The sequence below is a fragment of the Alkalibaculum sporogenes genome (genome assembly GCF_009362815.1).
Lineage (GTDB): Bacteria > Bacillota > Clostridia > Eubacteriales > Alkalibacteraceae > Alkalibaculum_A > Alkalibaculum_A sporogenes.
In genome coordinates this window covers 25718-45515 of the sequence record NZ_WHNX01000016.1, presented here as the reverse complement: position 1 = coordinate 45515, position 19798 = coordinate 25718, and the positions used below count along the sequence as shown (strand labels likewise).

Here is a 19798-nt window from a genome sequence, read left to right as displayed (position 1 = left end):
TCTCTACCATGCTAATTTATTTCTCATAATTTCTTGATCCAAACTATAAAAAAGTGCATTTTCCTTAGATATTTTACCTAAACTTAGTAACTCTGTTAAAGATGAATCCATAGATGTCATACCTAGCTTACTGCTCATCTGAATAATAGAATTTATTTGATGGGTTTTACCTTCTCTTATTAAATTTCTAATGGCTGGATTTGCAAGCATTACTTCTAGAGCCACTATACGACCTTTTTGATCTTGTCTTGGAATCAGTTGTTGTGATATGACTCCTTGTAATACAGTAGATAATTGTACTCGTACTTGTTGCTGTTGATGAGGTGGAAAAACATCTATAATTCTATCAATAGTCTTAGCGCTCCCTACAGTATGAAGAGTAGAAAAGACTAAATGCCCTGTTTCTGCAGCAGTTAATGCAATGGATATTGTTTCTAGGTCCCTCATCTCTCCTATTAGGATTACATCTGGATCCTGTCTAAGTGCCGCCCGAAGACCAGCTCCATAATCCATAGTGTCATATCCTATCTCCCTTTGATTAACCATACTTTTATTGTGTTTATGAAGATACTCAATGGGGTCTTCTAACGTAAGTATATGGCAACTTCTTTCATGATTTATAATATCTATCATGGAAGCAAGAGTAGTCGTCTTGCCACTTCCTGTAGGCCCTGTAATAAGAACTAAACCTTTACTTATTTGTGTTAGACTATGAATAATATTCGGCAAATGCAACTCTTGTAATGAAGGTATTTCTGATCCTACTAACCTACATGCCATAGAGTAACTACCTCTTTGCTTATATGCATTTACTCTAAATCTTCCTTTCCCATGAATGGAATATGAATAATCAACTTGACCTTTCTCATCTAAAGTTTTTAATTGGTCTTTGCTCATTATAGAACTTACTACTGCCTTTGTATCCTCTACAGAATAGTTTTCATCTGATAAAGCTTCTAAATTTCCATTAACTCGTATTATAGGAGGTACTCCTACAGTAATATGTAAATCAGAGGCACCTCTTTTTGTAGTTTCTTCAAGAAGGGCAAATAAATTTTCTTTCAACTCTAACATCCTTTCACTATTATTTTTATGATTCACTTAAGAATGCAATCTCTAATATTTCTTCTATAGTAGTACTCCCTTTAAGTATTAATTCTTTTGAATTTTCTAATAGTGATACCATTCCACTCTTCCTTGCAATTTGATTTAGTCGATCATAACTTAAACCTTGCATAATTCCTTCTCTTAACTCTTTGTTTATTTTTACCACTTCGTGGACACCTATTCGCCCTTTATATCCCACATTACTGCAAATCGCACAACCTTTTGGCTTGTACAAAATTATCTCATCGTCTAGGGGTATGCCTAAAATTTCTTTTTCTTCTATTGTTCCTAAGTAGCTGGATTTGCATTTTGGACATAATTGCCTCACTAGCCTTTGGGAAATGATACCTAATATAGAAGAGGACACTAAGTATGGAGCTATGCCCATATCTAGTAAACGATTGATCGTTGACACAGCATCATTAGTATGTATTGTACTGAGTACTAAATGTCCTGTAATCGCAGCTCTTATAGCTATTTCAGATGTTTCAACATCTCTAATTTCACCTATCATAATAACATCTGGATCTTGTCTTAATATAGATCTCAAACCTGATAAGAATGTAAGTCCTGTTTTAGCATTTACTTGAACTTGGTTGATTCCATCTAGTTTTAATTCTACTGGATTTTCAACGGTAATTATATTATCCTGCATTTTATTTAATTCTTTTAAAATAGTATAAAGAGTAGTAGTTTTACCACTTCCAGTAGGTCCTGTGATTAAAATAATACCATGTGGAGCAGCTATGAATTCTTTGACCCTATTCATCTCATAATCTGTAAATCCTAATTCTCTTATATCTAATTTGAATTTTCCTTTATCTAATATACGAATAACTACTTTTTCTCCATAAATTGTAGGTAGTATTGATACACGGAAGTCAATGTCCCTATTTTCAACTTTCATTAAAACTGCGCCATCTTGTGGAAGTCTTCTCTCTGCAATATTCAAGTCACTTAAAATTTTAATTCTACTTACGATAGCATTATGAGTTCTTATATCTAGTTTCATCATTTCAACAAGTCTGCCATCAACTCTCATACGAACTCTTATTCTTTCTTCAAAAGGTTCTATATGGATATCACTTGCGCCATCTCGAACTCCAGTTTCTATTATATTATTTACTAACCTAACTACTGGCGCATTGCTTATTTCATCTTGGTTCTCTTTGTCTTCAATTTCTATACTTGTTTGAGATTTGTTAAATTCTTCTACTGCTTTCTCAGCATCATCAGAATTATAAAATTTTTCTATAAGATGAATGATTTCATTTTTGGTAGCTATTAATGGAATAATATTTTTTTTGGTGACCAACTTTAAATTATCAAGAGCAATAATATCTAGTGGGTCATTAATAGCCACTACTAAATTAGCCCTATTATCATAATATAGAGGTACAGTTATGTGTTTTTTTGCCAATATGTATGGTAGTGACTTAACTGCATCTTTATCTACGTAAACATTATCAAAATCTACACGTTGAATTCCTATTTGCCTTTGTAGAGTTTCTATAATATCTTCTTCCTCAATGTAACCTTGTTCTAAGAGTATTTCACCTATCTTTTTTTTAGACACTGCTTGAATTGAAATAGCCTTAGATAATTGTTCTTGATTAATCTTATTACTAGTTATTAATAAATCACCAATTCTCTTAGAGTTTCTCATGTATTCTCCTATCCGTAACATTAATAAATGTTACTTAACTGGTTATATTATATCATATATTTGAGTAGTCGCACTTAGCAGTCTACTTTATCCTACGCAGATTACTTCGACCGCTTTGCGGTCTCAGTCGTTGGCACTCGTTCATAGAAGTCATTTGTTTTTCTCGTGCAAGCACGGAAAACCATATGACTTCTGCGAACAATCTGCTGCAGATTTTACCTCAGCAGCCTTGCTGCTTCGGTCGTTGGCACTTGCTCATAGAATTCATACTATTTTCTTGTGCAAGCACAGAAAATTATATGAATTCTGCGAGCCAATCTGCTGCAGATTTTACCTCAGCAGCCTTGCTGCTTCGGTCGTTGGCACTTGCTCATAGAATTCATACTATTTTCTTGTGCAAGCACAGAAAATTATATGAATTCTGCGAGCCAATCTGCTGATTCGAATATTATATCATAGATTGCAATAGTAGACCTATTGCCTACTTTAATTTGCTGCAAATTTCACCACTAACTACACTGCTTTGATCATTGGTGCTTGTTCTACGAAAAAATAAGGAACTGGTTATACCAGTTCCTATCGTTCAACATATTTTTTCGAGAACTCTTGAGCTAATTTTTGAACTGCTTTTTTTTCTATCCTAGATACGTATGAACGTGATATTCCCATATCGTCTGCAATTTGTTTTTGTGTCCTCCTATCGTGATTGTCTAACCCATACCTTAAGATGATAATTTCTTTTTCTCTTATATGAAGAACTTTGTCCATTAACTGTTGTAATCTCCCCGCCTGTATTTTTAACAACACGTTATCGTATACTGTATCTCCCTCTGTTCCTAATATATCCATTAGGGAAATCTTATTACCTTCTTTATCAATTCCAATAGGATCGTATAGTGAGACATCATTTCTCGTTTTTTGTTCTGATCTAATAAACATTAGTATTTCATTATCTATACATTTTGAAGCATAAGTAGCTAGTTTAGTTCCCTTATCTGCTTTAAATGTAGATATGGCTTTTATTAGACCAATAGTGCCTATTGAAATCAAATCTTCTGTATCCAATGAGGAGTAAGAGTATTTTTTTACTATATGAGCAACTAATCGTAGGTTATGCTCTATTAGTATGTTTTTTGCCTTTTGATCCCCATTTTTGTATAAGTTTAAGTATTTTTGTTCGTCTTCTCTACTTAATGGATTAGGAAATGAATTGCCAGTAAGATATCCTAACAGAAAGTAAATATTTTTTAGTAAGGCGGCAATTCCTAATAAAGAAGTACCAAGCACAAAAAACACCTCCAGTATCTATTGTTTTAAATGTATATGCATCTAAAAGTGTTTTTGTGCTTTATATTTGTTTTTTCATTGGATTTTCGCAAATGAATTTATTCTGTTTATTAATACTTTTATTGTATAATTAATTTTCTGGATACAATTTGAGAATTTCAACAGCTATTTTATCAAATATAGGTAAGGCCGTATCTGATGAAGTGCCACCTTCTTCTACAAGTACTGTCATGGCATACTTAGGTTCATTAGCAGGGAAATATCCAGCAAACCAACCATGATTTTCTCTATCAGATATATGCTGGGCAGTACCGCTTTTACCTGCTAATCCACCTAGATCAATTAATGAATTTTCTTCTCCCGTACCTGTTTTACATACTTCTTCTAATAAGATTTTTAATTTATCATTTACTTCTTTAGAAAATATTTGTTTTCTATCTGTTTCATATATAATTTGGTCTCCTAACGGATGAGTTTGACTTAAAACAATACGTGGCTCTATCAATGTTCCATCATTAGCAATAGTGGCTAAGATCTTTGTCATAGTAAGGGGAGATGCCATAACTTTACCTTGTCCTAAAGCTAAATTAAAAACATCCATTTTATTATATAATCTCGTAGGTATACTTGGATAAGAATAGTCATAGCTAATGGGAAACTCTTTCATGCTTTTTACAGTATCATCTTGAAACCCAAATTCCTTCGCTAAATTCAATACATCATTATATATAATATTTTCATTATCATCTTCTTGATTCAACATCATCGCTACTTCATAAGCAACTATATTACATGATTGTGCAAATGCATCTTTCAAACTTATCTCACCATGACCTTCAGACTTACTACAATGTTTCGTAGTGCCATCTATATCTATATGACCATTACACTTAAACATTGTATCTATATCGATTTTTTCGTCCTCTAACGCTTTAGCAATTACTAGAGTTTTAAAAACTGAACCTGGTTGAAATGATAAGAGTGATTTATTAGTCTCATCACCATTAGAAGCCATAGCTAGTATATCACCACTAGCTACATCGCTAACAACTACAGCTATTCCAGGGTAACCTTTTTGTTTATTTATACTTGAAATTTCAGTTTCTACTAGATTTTGAATGTGATAGTCTAATGTGGTTACTAATGATGATCCTTCATTTAAGTGATCTCCATATACCAATGCACTTTCACCGAAAATATTTTCACCTTTAGCATCACTATACATAGCTATTTTGATAGGTATACCACCATTAAGCTCTGTGTCATAAAGTTGCTGTAGTCCTGAAACTCCCTTGATTCCCTTTGATGTGGTATTTCCTTCATCAGTACTCAAATGACCGATAACATCTTTAGCTATTATAGCATTGTAATCTTTAATAGGTAGTTCTTTATCTACAACCTTGCCACTTAAAATAATTCCATTGCGATCTGTGATTTCTCCTCGTGGGTAGTACAGAAAACTATTACTACTTACTTGATTTGTTATTCTATCAATACTTACTTTATTATCATTTACTAATAGATATCCTGTACGTAATGATATAGAAAAAAATGCAACTAAGAACATCATCGATACAAATACTATTCTCTTTTTCCGCATAAAAAAACTCCCTCTATATAATATTTCTAGTGTAAACCATATAAAGGGAGAATATACAAAATATAATTAAGATTCAGTTATGAAATTTATCTATCACTTTAATGCTTTTCTAAGTAAGTCCATTGGTTCAACTTTACTATTCATTTTCATTCTAAAAATCATCTTAGGATGTGGTGTCGACTCTAGTAGTTGATCTTCTTCATTCCACATTTGTAGTACTTTTTGTTCTATAAAATCCTCATTTGGTCTCATGATTTCTATAGTATCATTAATTTCGATCTTATTTCTTTGCTCAATTGTGGCAATTTGAGTTTCTACATTATAATCTAATACTATACCAACGAAGTCATACTCTCTTACATATGTGCTAGAGGTATAATTTTGATCTTCTTGAGTTGGTTTATTAAGTGCAAATCCACTTGTATATTCTCTATGACTTACTTTTTTTAATTCATCTAAATTACTTGTATTAAATACATATTTTTGAGGGCATTTTAAATACTCATCTATTGATTTTCTATAAGCTCTTACTACTGTAGCAACGTAAAAAACGCTTTTCATCCTACCTTCTATTTTAAAACTATTTACTCCTACTTTTATAAGCTCTGGGATATTCTCGATTAAACATAAATCTTTTGAATTAAACACATACGTTCCACGTTCATCTTCATATACGGGAAAATACTCGTTTTCTCTTGTTTTTTCCATAAGACTATAATTCCACCTACAAGGTTGTGCACAATCTCCCTTATTAGCATCTCTGTTTGCCATATAATTACTTAACAAACATCTACCTGAGTAAGATATACACATAGCACCATGAATAAAAGTCTCTATTTCTAAAGTATCTGGCGTATTATCTATAATTGTCTTAATTTCTTGAATACTTAGTTCTCTCGCTAATACTATTCTATTAATGCCCATTTGGTGCCAAAACTTTGCACTATAATAATTAGTTGTATTACCTTGGGTACTAAGAGATATTTTGAGTTCTGGCGCTATTTCCTTAATTAACATAATAATCCCTGGATCTGCTACTATAACTCCATCTACACCTAAGGCTTCGAGAATTTTTACATAGTCCTTCATACCTTCAAAATCTTGATTATGAGGTATAATATTCATAGTAATGTATATTTTTTTATCTCTATCGTGAACATATTTAACAGCCTCATACATTTCATCTATGCTAAAATTACCTGCCTTCGCCCTAAGTCCATAACTTGTTCCAGCTAGGTATACCGCATCAGCTCCGTAATGCAGTGCATACTTTAATTTTTCCATATTTCCAGCAGGTGCTAGTAGTTCAGGCTTTCTCATAGAAACTTCCTTTCAATCAACAATTGCTAATCTTTAAGCTTGTAGCTTAATGCTACCCCGTCTCCAATTGGTATTATACTAGTCTTTAATTGTCGGTGACTTGTTATAACTTCTAGATATTTTCGCATTCTTTTAACTATTGTAATTTTCCTTCTCTTAACTAATTCATTATTAGCTACCATACCTCTAAATAATACATTGTCAGAAATTAGAATTCCTCCAGGTTTTAGTAGTTCTAAACATGTGTCTAACAAGTGAATATAATGACCTTTAGCACCATCTAAAAAAATACAGTCAAATTGGCCACGTATTTCTTTAATAACATGGTTTGCATCTCCCAAAATAACTTCTATATTATTATTATAACCTGCTAGATCAATATTCTTTAATGCTTCACATTTCATATCTTCATTTATTTCAATAGTAACTACCTTCCCATTATTCATAGCATTGCAGAAAACAATAGACGAATACCCTATGGCAGTACCAACTTCTAATATCGACTTAATACCACTGGACTTTATAATTACTGATAAGAACTGCTTTACTTCTGGATGGATGATTGGAACATTATGCTCTAATGAATAGAGTTCAAGCTTTTGTACAAATGAATCTTCTTCTATAATAAGATTTCTAATATAATTTTCAATATAATCTTGAGTAATTGTCCCCAATTTTTTCTACCCCTAACTACTGATACATCATTATAAATGAGTTATAGAATACTATCACATATGCTATCGTAAATACTTGTTTACATCAACATTATGTTCTCCAAGAGTTTTATTAAATACACAGTAACCATCCGGTTTTGCTATAAAATAATAGTATTCATTTTCTTCAGGATATAAAGTTGCTTTTAAAGAAGATATACCAAATGACCCTATTGGCCCTACTGGCAAACCAGTATACTTGTATGTATTGTATCTTGAATCCACTTCTAAGTCCTTATATAATACTTGCTCTTTGTGTACTCCTAATGCATACAATACTGTTACATCAGATTGAAGTGGCATATTTATATCTATGCGATTATAAAAAACTCCTGCAACTCCAGGCCTATCTATATCGTATTTTGTTTCTTGCTCCACTATAGATGAAAGTATCACAATATCATCTATTGTCATATCAATTGACTTTGCTTGATTTATGTATTCTTCTGTAAAGACTTCTCCAAATCTTGCCAGCATCTTTTTAACAATATCTTGTGTATTTTCTTCTTTGTCAATAAAGTATGTATCTGGGAATAGATATCCTTCCAAGGTTCTTTCTGGAGCATCCTTTATAGTAGACAAAAATTTGTAGCTTTCTTGATACTTTTCTATTTTGCTTGCTTCTTTAATGAAATCATCTTTATCCTGTACTAGTTGTTGTTTTTCTAATTCTTGTGCAATTTGATCTAGCTTCCATCCCTCAGGTATTGTAAATGCAGTACTTTCATTGACAACTTTTCCTTGAGCAATAATATCTATAATCTCATCTACAGAATAGTTTGCACTCAGCAAGTATTTTCCTGCTTTCAACTGATTGCCTACGTCTTTTAACTTAACACGAACCTTGAAGATTGTACTACTTCTTATAATTTTAGAATTTTCTAAAAGATCGCTAATACTATTCAGTCCATATCCAGATGGAATCTCCACCAACTTTTCTTTACCATTCTTTTCTAAGGGCTTTAAACTAGCAGTATAGTATATCGTTAATGCTATAAATATAGAAACAAACAACAATAGGGTGACTATAGCCACCTTCATCATCTTCTTTTTATTCATGGAAATCCTCCGACTTGCATTTTGTAGTGTACGACTTATTTGTCTTGCATATTATAGAACTCCTTTGAATTTTAAGAGTAATACTATCATTAGAGATAATATCTCACATTCAAAGGAATTCTCATTTTTTACTGCTATGCATTTAAAATTAGAGCGTTATTACACTTCCATTAGTATTGGTAATATCATTGGTTTACGTTTTGTCTTCTCAAATAAGAACTGATCTAAACTTTCCTTTATCTCACCTTTTATTTTATTCCATTCATAAATATTTTTTTCTTCACATCTAGAAAGAGCTTCTTTTACCACACGTCTTGCATTATTTATTAGCTCCTCAGATTCTCGTACATATACAAATCCTCTTGAAATTACATCAGGTCCAGCAACAGTTTTTCCCTTGCTAAGTGTTACTACGACTATGAACAAACCATCTTCTGAAAGATGTTTTCTATCACGAAGTACTATGTTTCCAACATCTCCGATTCCTAGACCATCTACTAATGTAATTCCTGAAGGAACTTTCCCAATAACTTTACAACCAGTCTCATCTACTTCAATTACACCGCCATTTTCAGCTACTATGGTATTTTCCTCGCACATTCCTAGTTCCTGAGCAAGTTTGGCATGATGCATTAACATTCTGTATTCTCCATGTACTGGCACAAAATTCTTAGGCTTCACTAGAGTATGAACTAGTTTTAATTCTTCCTGCTTTGCATGACCTGAAACATGTATATCAGCAAGTTTTTCGTAGATAACATTTGCACCTAGTTTGTACAAATTATTAATAACTCTATTAATCATCTTTTCATTTCCTGGTATTGGAGAAGCAGATATAATGACTAAGTCTCCTGCATTAATAGATAGTTGACGATACTCTCCTGCTGCCATTCTACTTAAAGCAGCTAAAGGTTCTCCTTGACTACCTGTAGATATTACTACTATCTCACTTGGATCATATTTGTTAATGTCCCTAATATCTACTAAAGCGTCTTGTGGAATATGAAGATAACCTAATTCTAATGCTGTATTTGATACATTAATCATACTACGTCCACTAAGAGCAATTTTTCGATTGTGGGCTATAGCAGCATCTGCAATCTGTTGAACACGATGTACACTTGATGCAAAACTTGCAACGAGAATTCTACTTTTCACACCATTAAATAGTTCCATAAATGTTTTTCCAACAGAACTTTCAGATAGCGTATATCCTGGAAGTTCTACATTTGTACTATCTGCCATTAATAGATCTACACCTTCAGTACCTAACTCAGCAAATCTTTTAAGATCTATTACTTCGTCGTCTATTGGATTATAATCTATTTTAAAGTCGCCTGTATGGAGAACTTTAGCAGCTTCACATTTTATAAATAATGCTACACTATCTGCAATACTATGATTCGTGCGTATGAATTCTATTTCAAATCCACCTATCTTTACTACATCTTTTGGTTTTACTACTATTCTTTCAGTGGTATCTAATAATTTGTGCTCATTTAACTTATTTTCCACTAGTCCTATAGTGAGCTTTGTCCCATAAATTGGTACATTCAATTCTTTTAATAAGTATGGAATTCCACCTATATGATCCTCATGTCCATGAGTAAGAACTATAGCTTTTACTCTATCCTTATTATTAACTAAATAGGTGTAATCTGGAAGCACTATGTCGATTCCGAACATACTCTCATCTGGAAACGCTATTCCGCAGTCAACAATAACAATATCCTTTTTATATTCAAATAGAGTTATGTTCTTGCCCACCTCTCCAAGCCCACCTAATGGGATAACTTTTAATTTACTTTTTTTCGTTGTCAATATTATTCTCCTTTCAATCTCTTCCGTACCGTCTTTCACTTGCAAATTTCACATTTTCCATAAAATGTTACAGTGTGATTAGTAATGGTAAAATTTTTGTCTTTCTCTATATGTTGCTCGAGCTCATCAAAATAATTATCTTGTATTTCAATAACCTTTCCGCAAATAACGCAAACTAAATGATGATGATTATGTCTTTTACTATCGTCGGCTAGTTCGTACCTAGAACAGCCATCATCAAAATGATGTTTCGTTAAAACACCTATCTCTTCTAACATTTGTACTGTCCTGTAAATTGTAGCAATGCCAATTTCAGGACAAGTTTGTTTAACTACAGTGTATATTTCATCTATGCTTAAATGGCTCTCGTTATTCTCCATTACAGCATCTAGAATATATCTTCTTTGAGGAGTTAACTTATACCCCTTGTTTTTCATTAAAAAAATTAGTCTTTCAAGTGTTGTAGACATTTTTATCACCACTTATCAATTAATAGTTGTTATCACTTATCATATTATAATGATAAGTAATCTTTGTCAAGCAGTTGCTTATTATTTTATGTCTATTACAGTTTTCTTGTTAGTCTTCTTTTATTATTTCATTGTACATTTCTTGTATCATTTCTATTTCATCATCGTCTTCTATAGGAGTAAGTATGTCACCTTCTCCATCCTCATCTATCCTAAAAGCAAACATATCGTCACTTTCATCTTCTAGATTTTTTAATAGCGCATATTCAGTTCCTTCTTTTTCCATTGTTATTATTAGTTCTAATTCTACCTCATTACCTTCCTCATCTAATAGTATTATTGTATTCTCATTTTCTTGCATTTAAATTCCTCCTTTTTATAATGAATCTATATAGCTTTGCAGTATAGCTTGTGCCGCAAGCTTGTCGATTATGTTTTTTCTTTTTTCTCTTCTCACATTTGCTTCAATTAATAAATTCTCTGCTAATTTAGAAGTGAGACGTTCATCCCAATATATAATCTCACAATCTAATCTCTTATTTAGATAATTCCCAAAATTGATAGTTTTATTACCTTGGATGCCAATTGTTCCATTCATGTTTTTAGGTAATCCTATTACTATTTCCTTAGCATCATATTCTTCAACTAGATTTTTAATACTTAATAAATCTTCATCTAAATTTTTTCTAATTAACGTTGTCACTCCTTGAGCAGTAATTCTAAGTTGATCTGATACTGCAATCCCTATGTACTTATTCCCTACATCTAAGCTTAGTATTCTATCTTTCATGTTACACTACCTTTATACAAAATTGTGGGCAATAAGCTCCACAGTAACCACATGTAATACATTTTTCTTCCTCTACTATTGCTTTATTATCTATTAGTTTTATAGCATTTTGATGACACTTTATCTGACAACTGCCACAACCATTACACCAGCTATCTATCAGAAGCCTTCTTTTCTTGTTTTTTACTTCATTAGCCAGATTTACATCTATTTTTCTGCCTAGCACTTTATTTATATTATAATCAACTTCTGATTTTGTCTGCATACCAATAGCTATTGAATCTAAAATATTTAAATTATTAATGTAATTAAAACACTCGTCAACATTATTAATTAGATTTCCACCACCAAATATTTTCATACCATAAATACCTTTACCTTTTGACTTTGCACAAGCAATAGCCTTTTCCATATCTTCTAAAGAACCGTCTTCTATACCTAAACCTTTATAATTAATAATAGGATGAATTACTTCTAAATCATCAATTTCACATGCACCATATACTCCTTCAATACGATGAGTAGAAATACCTAAAGCCCTTATATTTCCTTTTTTTTTCTCTTTTATTAGAAAATTAATTGCTTCCCAATGACCTCTAATAGTATGAATACTCTCTTGCTCGTGTAACATGAATATATCAATAACATCCCTATTCAGTTCCTTTTGTGCTTTAGTTAAACTCATCTTAGCACCTATTTCATTATAATCGTATGACTTTGTAGATATAATTAACTCTCTTTCACAATATTTTGCAGCATTTTTAATGTGAGGATAATTATGATACAAATTAGCAGTATCTATAAAATTTACGCCATGCTCCATTGCATAAGCTATGATCTTTCCGCCTTCTTCAGGAGTCACATTTTTTTGAAGTGGTCCTAGTGTAAGGCTTCCAAAGCAAATTTTAGATACTTTTAACCCTGTAGTACCAAGTAAATTATAAATCAAATTATCCTCCTAACATGATGAAAGACCCTCTTAGGGTCTCATATCTTGCTACTATGAGTAAGACCACCCACTTTTTTTAGTTTGTTTCATAAAAGAGATAAACGGGTGTTAACTCCTAGCAGATACACTGCGTCTTACAGCAGTTTTAGGCTTTAATCCATTGTGAAATAATACAGTAATTATACCATTCATTTATTATCCGTTTAATAATGATATCTAAATTTAAGACTATTTATATCTACTTTAGATTTTCAAAATAATTCTTTACTAATTCTTCTAACAATTCATCTCTATCTATTTTTTTTATTAGATTTCTCGCATTCATATGCCCTGTTATATAAGTAGGGTCACCTGACATAATATATCCTACTAATTGTTCCACCGGTTTATATCCTTTGTCAGCAAGAGCTGTATATACATTCTTAACTATCTCTTTAATTTCTTCTGATCTATCCTTTTCGATTTGAAATTTTACTGTAAAATCCTTATTGTTATCCATATACATGCTCCTCCTTAAGAAAATACATAATTATAGTTATATTATACCACAAGTTTAAAACATAAAAATTAAAAAACTCAAGTTATTTTTATAGCATCTGTTTTTGAGCTTATATTAGTTTATTATTATCAATAAAAATACTAACAGTTTTTTTCATAAATACTTCAATATATGATACCGACATTATATCTAAGATATTTGTTTTTCAATTATTTCTTTTGCTATTTCCAATGCTTCTTGTAATTTAGTTGGATTCTTACCACCTGCTTGAGCCATATCTGGTCGTCCTCCACCTCCTCCTCCAGCAACTTTTGCAACCTCTTTAATAAGTTTTCCAGCGTGGAATCCTTTTTCAACTACATCTTTCGTCCCCATGGCTACAAAATTTACCTTATCAACATTTACTGAACCTAATAATACGATGCCAGCTTGTAATTTATCGCGAATTTTGTCGGCTAAATCTCTTAAGTCATCCATTGGCAACTGCTCAACTACTTGAATCACCGTAGGGATTCCATTAATTTTTTTACAATTTTCAGTATAATCTCCTATTGAATCACTATTTAATTTTTGACGCAAAAGTTCATTCTCTTTTTCTAATGCTTTTAATTTCACTAGAGTATCTTCAACCTTTTGCTGTACATTATCTGGCTTTGTCTTAAACAGTGTTGATATTGTTTTTAAGTCTTCTTCAATATTATTGACATAATTATATGAATTAATTCCAGTAACAGCTTCTATCCTTCTAACTCCAGAAGCAATTCCTGACTCACTTACTATCTTAAACATGCCTGCTTGGCTAGCGTTGTTCAAATGCGTTCCACCACATAGTTCTGTACTATATTGCCCAACTTTTACAACTCTCACAATCTCACCATACTTTTCTCCAAATAAAGCTGTAGCCCCATGTTCTTTCGCCGCTTGGATATCCGTTTCAAATACTGTTATAATTGGCGAATTAGAGATAATTTGATTTACTTTCATCTCAACTTCATACAATTCCTCTTTTGTTAATTTTTCAAAATGATTAAAGTCAAAACGTAGTCGCTTTTCATTTACTAATGAACCAGCTTGAGAAACGTGATCTCCTAAAACATCTCTAAGTGCTTTATGGAGTATATGAGTTGTTGTATGATTTCTTGCTATGGCTATGCGTCTATCTTTATCAACTAGATTAGAAGTTATTTGGTTAGTGTTTATCCTACCTTTGACTACTGTTCCATAATGAATATGCCTACCTAAACTCCCTTTTTTACAGTCAGAAATTTTCACAATTCCTGTTTCCGAAATAATTTGACCTATATCACCAGTTTGTCCACCACTTTCCGCATAAAACGGCGTCTCTTCTAATAATAGCAATATTTCTTCTCCTGCAACAGCTTCTTGAACTGCAGAGCCATTCCTAACTATACCTATAATAATACTTTCATTATCTAGAGTATCGTAGCCCACAAATTTAGTTAATGTATTTCCATCTAAAAATTCAAAAGGATCCTCGCTCCATGTACTGATATCCTTGCTTGATCGCGCACTTCTAGCTCTTTCTTTTTGTTTCTTCATTTCTTCAGCAAATATACTTTCGTTGACTTTTAGACCTACTTCCTCTAATATATCTTTAGTTAAGTCAAGAGGAAAACCAAAAGTATCGTATAATTTAAATGCACTTTTACCAGATAGAACTTCCAAACCTTTTGATTTCAATTGTTTTATCTCATCCTCTAAAAGAATAAGACCTTGGTCAATTGTTTCTTGAAACTTTTCCTCTTCAATTCGAATTACTTTCATAATGTAGTCAAGTTTTTCTGTTAATTCAGGATAAGCCTTACCAGATACCTTTTCTACTTCTTTAGCTAGATTGTGTAAAAACAATCCTTCTATTCCTAGAATTTTTCCATGTCGAGCAGCTCTTCTCAAAAGTCGTCTAAGAACGTATCCTCTGCCTTCATTACTTGGTAGTACACCATCACCTACCATAAATGAAACACTTCTAATATGATCCGTAATAACTCTTACAGATACATCTATTTTTGTGTCTTCCCCATATGACACCCTTGATAAACTACATATTTTATCTAAGACATGCTTAATAGTATCTACCTCAAAAATGGTATTTACACCTTGCATAATAGTCGCCATTCTTTCAAGGCCCATACCTGTATCAATATTTGGATTTAGCAAATTATTATAGTTTCCTTGCGCATCTTTGTCAAACTGTGTAAAGACCAGATTCCAAAACTCGATATATCTATCACATTCACAACCTACGGAACAATCTGCCTTATCACAGCCGTATCTAGGTCCTCTATCATAGTAAATTTCAGAACATGGACCACATGGACCAAGCCCATGCTCCCAGAAATTGTCTTTTTTACCTAACCTAACAATTCTATCATCAGAAACTCCAACTTTTTTATTCCATATTTCAAAAGATTCATCATCTTCCTCATAAATAGAGACGTATAATTTCTCCACAGGTATTTCCATTACCACTGTCACAAACTCCCATCCCCATGGTATTGCTTGCTCTTTAAAATAATCTCCAAATGAAAAGTTTCCTAACATTTCAAAAAATGTTCCATGTCTTGCTGTTTTACCGACATTTTCAATGTCAGGAGTTCTAATACACTTTTGACATGTTGTAACTCTTTTTCTAGGAGGTATCTCATCACCAGTGAAGTATGGCTTTAAAGGAGCCATTCCAGAGTTAATAAGTAATAAGCTATTATCATTTATAGGTACTAACGGAGCACTTTGAAGTCTCAGATGTTCTTTTTCTTCAAAAAATTTTAAATACATTTCACGTATATCATTTAAACCAAGTTTTTTCATATAATATTCACCTTTCGATTAGTTATAAACAACGCTGCAAAAGCGAGTTATTAATTTTTTTAAACCTCTTCTAATGTTATCATTTTATTGTAGTGCCCTTCACAGTATCAAAAAAATCCCGATTATATTAAGGGGCGAAAAGAAGTCGCGGTACCACCCTCATTTAATCTAGGATTATCTCTTTATAGGTAACGTCTTTAACGTATCGGCTTTCACCTTAAACTCATGAATAGCTTCCCTTTAACATTGCAAAAATCTTCCAGCCTAGGATTTTTTCTCTATTATGATAGTTAAAAGTACTCGTTTCAATCATCGTCTTTATCATATATATCATTATAATGAAAATTATAATAAACTCATCTTAATTTGTCAATCCACACTTTGCTCTTCTCTAAATTCAATAACATATTTTATTAAAACCTTTATAGTTCCTGCTATAGGAACTCCAATAATCATTCCTATAACTCCAAATATATTCCCAAATAAGAGAATTGAAAATATAACTGCAATAGGATGGAGCCCTACACTATGAGACATGATTTGTGGTGATAAAAAAGTTGATTCAATCTGTTGTATAATTATAATTGCTACAAGTGTCCATAATATTAATACCGGATTTGTAATCAGAGCCAATATGATAGGAAATATACCACCGATCCACGGTCCAAAATAAGGAATTACATTAGTCAAGCCTGCTATCATTCCTATTGTTATAGAATAAGGTAATCCAATAATTCTACATGCTATTCCCGTCAATATTCCAACAAATAACGCTATTAATAACTGTCCACGTATGAATCCACCAAGGACTACATCGATATCACTTAATATTGCTTTTAACTTTGTCTTAAATTTTCTTGGAATTATTTTAGAACCCAGTGATACAAAATCCTCTTTATCTTTTAGATAGTAAAAAGTAATAATAGGAACCATGATAATGTCTACTAATTTTCCAGTTCCAGCAATAAGCTTTGTTGACATTGCACCTAGTACAGATATAAGTCCATCAGACAAATTTGCCAACTCATTATCTATATCAATATAATTAGAAAAATCAACTGATTGAAAAACAGTATTTCCTTCTCTAAAATTATTAATAAAATGTTCTACTGAATTTATGATATTAGGTATATCAGCAATTAATACACTTACGTCTTTTGTTATATTTGGTATAACTGTCATAAAAAGTCCTATTATCAGCCCTATTATTATTATAAAAACTAAGAGTATAGATAATGCCCTATTTTTTACACCTTTTTTTTCAATAAACCGTACCAAAGGATCTAGCAAATAAGCTACTACTAAAGCAAATATAAATGGGCTAATTACATTAATAATATTTCTACGAATTAATACTAAAAATAAAAATATAACTAGAAATACTGCTACATCAAAAAACAAATTAATACGCCTACGATCTAATTCCATAAATTCTCCTCTGGTTAATGCACTTCAATATATAATATTATTATATATTCAAATCATTCATTATTTATTTTATTACTAAATATAAGGACTGGCATGCACGTACCAGTCCTTATATTTAATTATTCTCTTGCTTAGATTTATAATCTTTTATTGCTGCTCTGATAGCTTGCTCTGCCAATACAGAACAGTGTATTTTTTCTTGTGGCAGACCTCCTAATTCACTGACAACCATTTTATTTGTTATTTTTTCAGCTTCTTCTATAGTTTTTCCTTTAATCATTTCGGTAGCCATACTACTAGTTGCAACGGCCGCACCACATCCGAAAGTCTTAAATTTTACGTCTTTAATAATATTATCTTCTATTTCTAAGTACATCCTCATTATGTCTCCACATGCGGGGCTACCGACTTCGCCTACACCATCTGCTGCTTTAATTTCTCCAACATTTTTAGGATTTTGAAAATATTCCATTACTTTATCTGTATACATATTATTTACCCCCTTGGATATATAGTGGTGACATATCTCTAAGTCTTTGTACTATTGGTGGTAATTGCTCTAAGAGATAGTCAATTTCTTCTTTGTTAGTATTCTTACCCAATGTAACCCTAAGTGAACCATGGGCAATCTCATGAATCAAGCCAATAGCCAATAATACATGGGATGGATCTAGAGAACCAGATGTACATGCTGAACCACTTGAAGCTGAAATTCCTACTAAGTCTAAACTAAGTAATAATGACTCACCTTCTATGAATTCAAAACTAATATTCGCATTTCCAGGTAGCCTCTTGGTTGGATGCCCATTTAGTTGAACATTTGGAACAGTAGATAATATACTTTTTATAAGGTAATCTCTAAGTTCCTCTGTCTTTTGATTTCGTTTTAATAAATCCGTAACTGCTAAGTAACAGGCTTCTCCAAATCCTACTACAGCTGGTGTGTTCTCTGTTCCAGCTCTTTTTTTCCTCTCTTGTGCACCTCCGTGAACTAAATTATCAACTTTAACACCTTTTCTTACGTATAGAGCACCAATGCCTTTAGGACCATATATTTTATGTGCTGATATTGAAAGCAAGTCTACTTTTAAATCTCTCACATCAATAGGGACATTTCCTAAAGCTTGTACTGCATCTGTATGAAAGTAAATATTTTTTTCCTTTGCTATCTGTCCAATCTCTTTTATAGGTTGTACTGTTCCAATCTCGTTGTTTGCAAACATTATGCTAATTAAAATAGTTGTGTCTTTAATCAATGTCTTTAGCTCTTCAATATCTATAAGCCCATATTCATCTACTTTTAAATAAGTAACTTCAAAACCATGCTTCTCCAGATATTCACAAGTGTGTAATACTGCATGATGCTCTATAACAGTTGTAATAATGTGATTTCCTTTATTTTTATTAGCAAAAGCAACTCCTTTTAGTGCCCAGTTATCTGCTTCCGTACCGCCACCAGTAAAGAAAATTTCATTGGCATTAGCATTAATAGAATTGGCAACCTTCTGTCTCGCTTCATCTATCACCTTTCTAGCTTCTCTACCTTCGGAGTAGATGCTAGAAGGATTTCCAAACTTTTCACTAAAATAAGGAATCATTTTTTCTAAAACTTCTTTATCTAATGGTGTTGTAGCAGCATAATCAAAATAAACTCTTTTCATTATCTCCTTACTCCTTTTAGTCCGATTTGTATTTATCTAATAAATCTTTTAGTGTTATATTGTCAATAACAGTGTTTATGCTATCATTAACCTCTTTCCATATATCCTTAGTAACGCATATTGATGATTTATTACATTTATAATCTTCACTACCACCTACACATTCCGATAATTCAATAGGTCCTTCTAATGCTCTCATAATATCACCTACAGTAATCTTCTCTGGAGGCTTTGCTAGCTTGTATCCACCTTTTGCTCCTCTTTGACTAGTTATGAGCCTTTCTTTTTTTAAAGTTGAAAACAACTGTTCTAAGTAAGCCATTGAATACTCTTGTTTTTGTGCAATTTCTTTTAATGAAACAGACCTTTCATCGTAATAAGTGGATAATTCGTACATGGCAGAAACACCGTATCTTCCCTTTGTAGATAATCTCACTTTCTCACTCCTATCATTCCCTACTATTTCGGTCGGAATTTAAGTAAATATTAACATAGGCCTATTATAATTGTCAAGGTAATTTAATACTATAGTAGAGTACATAACCCATTCTTTTTTATTGAGTAGAATAGTAACACTCTCTTACCCAAATAAAAAAGGC

18 protein-coding genes and 1 other annotated feature are annotated in these 19798 nt (G+C 32.1%); all 18 genes read right to left on the bottom strand.

From position 1 onward, the window contains the following. Positions 1-3: 3 nt before the first annotated feature. The 18 genes from GC105_RS10995 to GC105_RS10910 all read right to left on the bottom strand — a co-directional run bounded on the left by GC105_RS10995 (position 4) and on the right by GC105_RS10910 (position 19635). Positions 4-1074 (bottom strand): type IV pilus twitching motility protein PilT, encoded by a 1071-nt coding sequence (locus tag GC105_RS10995; protein ID WP_152804750.1) that lies wholly within the window; start codon positions 1072-1074, stop codon positions 4-6. A 16-nt stretch (positions 1075-1090) separates the two neighbouring features. Beyond that, positions 1091-2773, bottom strand: a complete 1683-nt coding sequence (locus GC105_RS10990) for a GspE/PulE family protein (protein WP_152804704.1) — start codon at positions 2771-2773, stop codon at positions 1091-1093. A 576-nt stretch (positions 2774-3349) separates the two neighbouring features. Continuing rightward, complete coding sequence (gene sigK, locus GC105_RS10985) at positions 3350-4060, bottom strand: RNA polymerase sporulation sigma factor SigK (protein WP_484476968.1); 711 nt, start codon at positions 4058-4060, stop codon at positions 3350-3352. A 130-nt stretch (positions 4061-4190) separates the two neighbouring features. Further along, the gene (locus GC105_RS10980) at positions 4191-5660 is read right to left on the bottom strand and encodes a penicillin-binding transpeptidase domain-containing protein (RefSeq protein WP_152804700.1); all 1470 of its coding nucleotides are present in this window, start codon (positions 5658-5660) and stop codon (positions 4191-4193) included. A 93-nt stretch (positions 5661-5753) separates the two neighbouring features. After that, positions 5754-6980, bottom strand: a complete 1227-nt coding sequence (locus tag GC105_RS10975; RefSeq protein WP_152804698.1) for a peptidase U32 family protein — start codon at positions 6978-6980, stop codon at positions 5754-5756. A gap of 26 nt (positions 6981-7006) precedes the next feature. After that, positions 7007-7654 carry an O-methyltransferase gene (locus GC105_RS10970; RefSeq protein ID WP_152804696.1) on the bottom strand — a complete coding sequence of 216 codons (648 nt, stop codon included), beginning with the start codon at positions 7652-7654 and terminating at the stop codon, positions 7007-7009. Positions 7655-7717: 63 nt separating this feature from the next. After that, complete coding sequence (gene mltG / locus GC105_RS10965; RefSeq protein WP_152804694.1) at positions 7718-8752, bottom strand: endolytic transglycosylase MltG; 1035 nt, start codon at positions 8750-8752, stop codon at positions 7718-7720. Positions 8753-8911: 159 nt separating this feature from the next. Further along, a complete protein-coding gene (locus GC105_RS10960) occupies positions 8912-10573 on the bottom strand; it encodes a ribonuclease J (RefSeq protein WP_152804692.1) in 1662 nt (553 codons plus the stop codon). A gap of 35 nt (positions 10574-10608) precedes the next feature. Continuing rightward, the gene (locus GC105_RS10955) at positions 10609-11043 is read right to left on the bottom strand and encodes a Fur family transcriptional regulator (protein WP_152804690.1); all 435 of its coding nucleotides are present in this window, start codon (positions 11041-11043) and stop codon (positions 10609-10611) included. Positions 11044-11152: 109 nt separating this feature from the next. Then, positions 11153-11404 (bottom strand): DUF1292 domain-containing protein, encoded by a 252-nt coding sequence (locus GC105_RS10950; protein WP_152804689.1) that lies wholly within the window; start codon positions 11402-11404, stop codon positions 11153-11155. Positions 11405-11419: 15 nt separating this feature from the next. Beyond that, the gene (ruvX, locus tag GC105_RS10945) at positions 11420-11833 is read right to left on the bottom strand and encodes a Holliday junction resolvase RuvX (protein WP_152804687.1); all 414 of its coding nucleotides are present in this window, start codon (positions 11831-11833) and stop codon (positions 11420-11422) included. Position 11834: 1 nt separating this feature from the next. After that, positions 11835-12782 carry an aldo/keto reductase gene (locus GC105_RS10940; protein WP_152804685.1) on the bottom strand — a complete coding sequence of 316 codons (948 nt, stop codon included), beginning with the start codon at positions 12780-12782 and terminating at the stop codon, positions 11835-11837. 238 nt (positions 12783-13020) lie between these two features. Then, positions 13021-13281: an IreB family regulatory phosphoprotein gene (locus tag GC105_RS10935; RefSeq protein ID WP_152804683.1), complete on the bottom strand. Its 261-nt coding sequence runs from the start codon at positions 13279-13281 to the stop codon at positions 13021-13023. A 189-nt stretch (positions 13282-13470) separates the two neighbouring features. Further along, on the bottom strand, positions 13471-16110 hold the full coding sequence (alaS, locus tag GC105_RS10930) for an alanine--tRNA ligase (protein WP_152804681.1): 2640 nt from the start codon (positions 16108-16110) through the stop codon (positions 13471-13473). A 127-nt stretch (positions 16111-16237) separates the two neighbouring features. Further along, positions 16238-16432: a binding site (T-box leader), on the bottom strand. Positions 16433-16479: 47 nt separating this feature from the next. After that, a complete protein-coding gene (locus tag GC105_RS10925; RefSeq protein ID WP_152804679.1) occupies positions 16480-17538 on the bottom strand; it encodes an AI-2E family transporter in 1059 nt (352 codons plus the stop codon). A gap of 115 nt (positions 17539-17653) precedes the next feature. Next, positions 17654-18028 (bottom strand): Fe-S cluster assembly scaffold protein NifU, encoded by a 375-nt coding sequence (gene nifU / locus GC105_RS10920; RefSeq protein WP_152804677.1) that lies wholly within the window; start codon positions 18026-18028, stop codon positions 17654-17656. A gap of 1 nt (position 18029) precedes the next feature. After that, a complete protein-coding gene (nifS, locus tag GC105_RS10915) occupies positions 18030-19199 on the bottom strand; it encodes a cysteine desulfurase NifS (protein WP_152804675.1) in 1170 nt (389 codons plus the stop codon). Positions 19200-19215: 16 nt separating this feature from the next. Then, the gene (locus GC105_RS10910; protein WP_343030016.1) at positions 19216-19635 is read right to left on the bottom strand and encodes an RrF2 family transcriptional regulator; all 420 of its coding nucleotides are present in this window, start codon (positions 19633-19635) and stop codon (positions 19216-19218) included. Between the last annotated feature and the right edge of the window lie 163 nt (positions 19636-19798).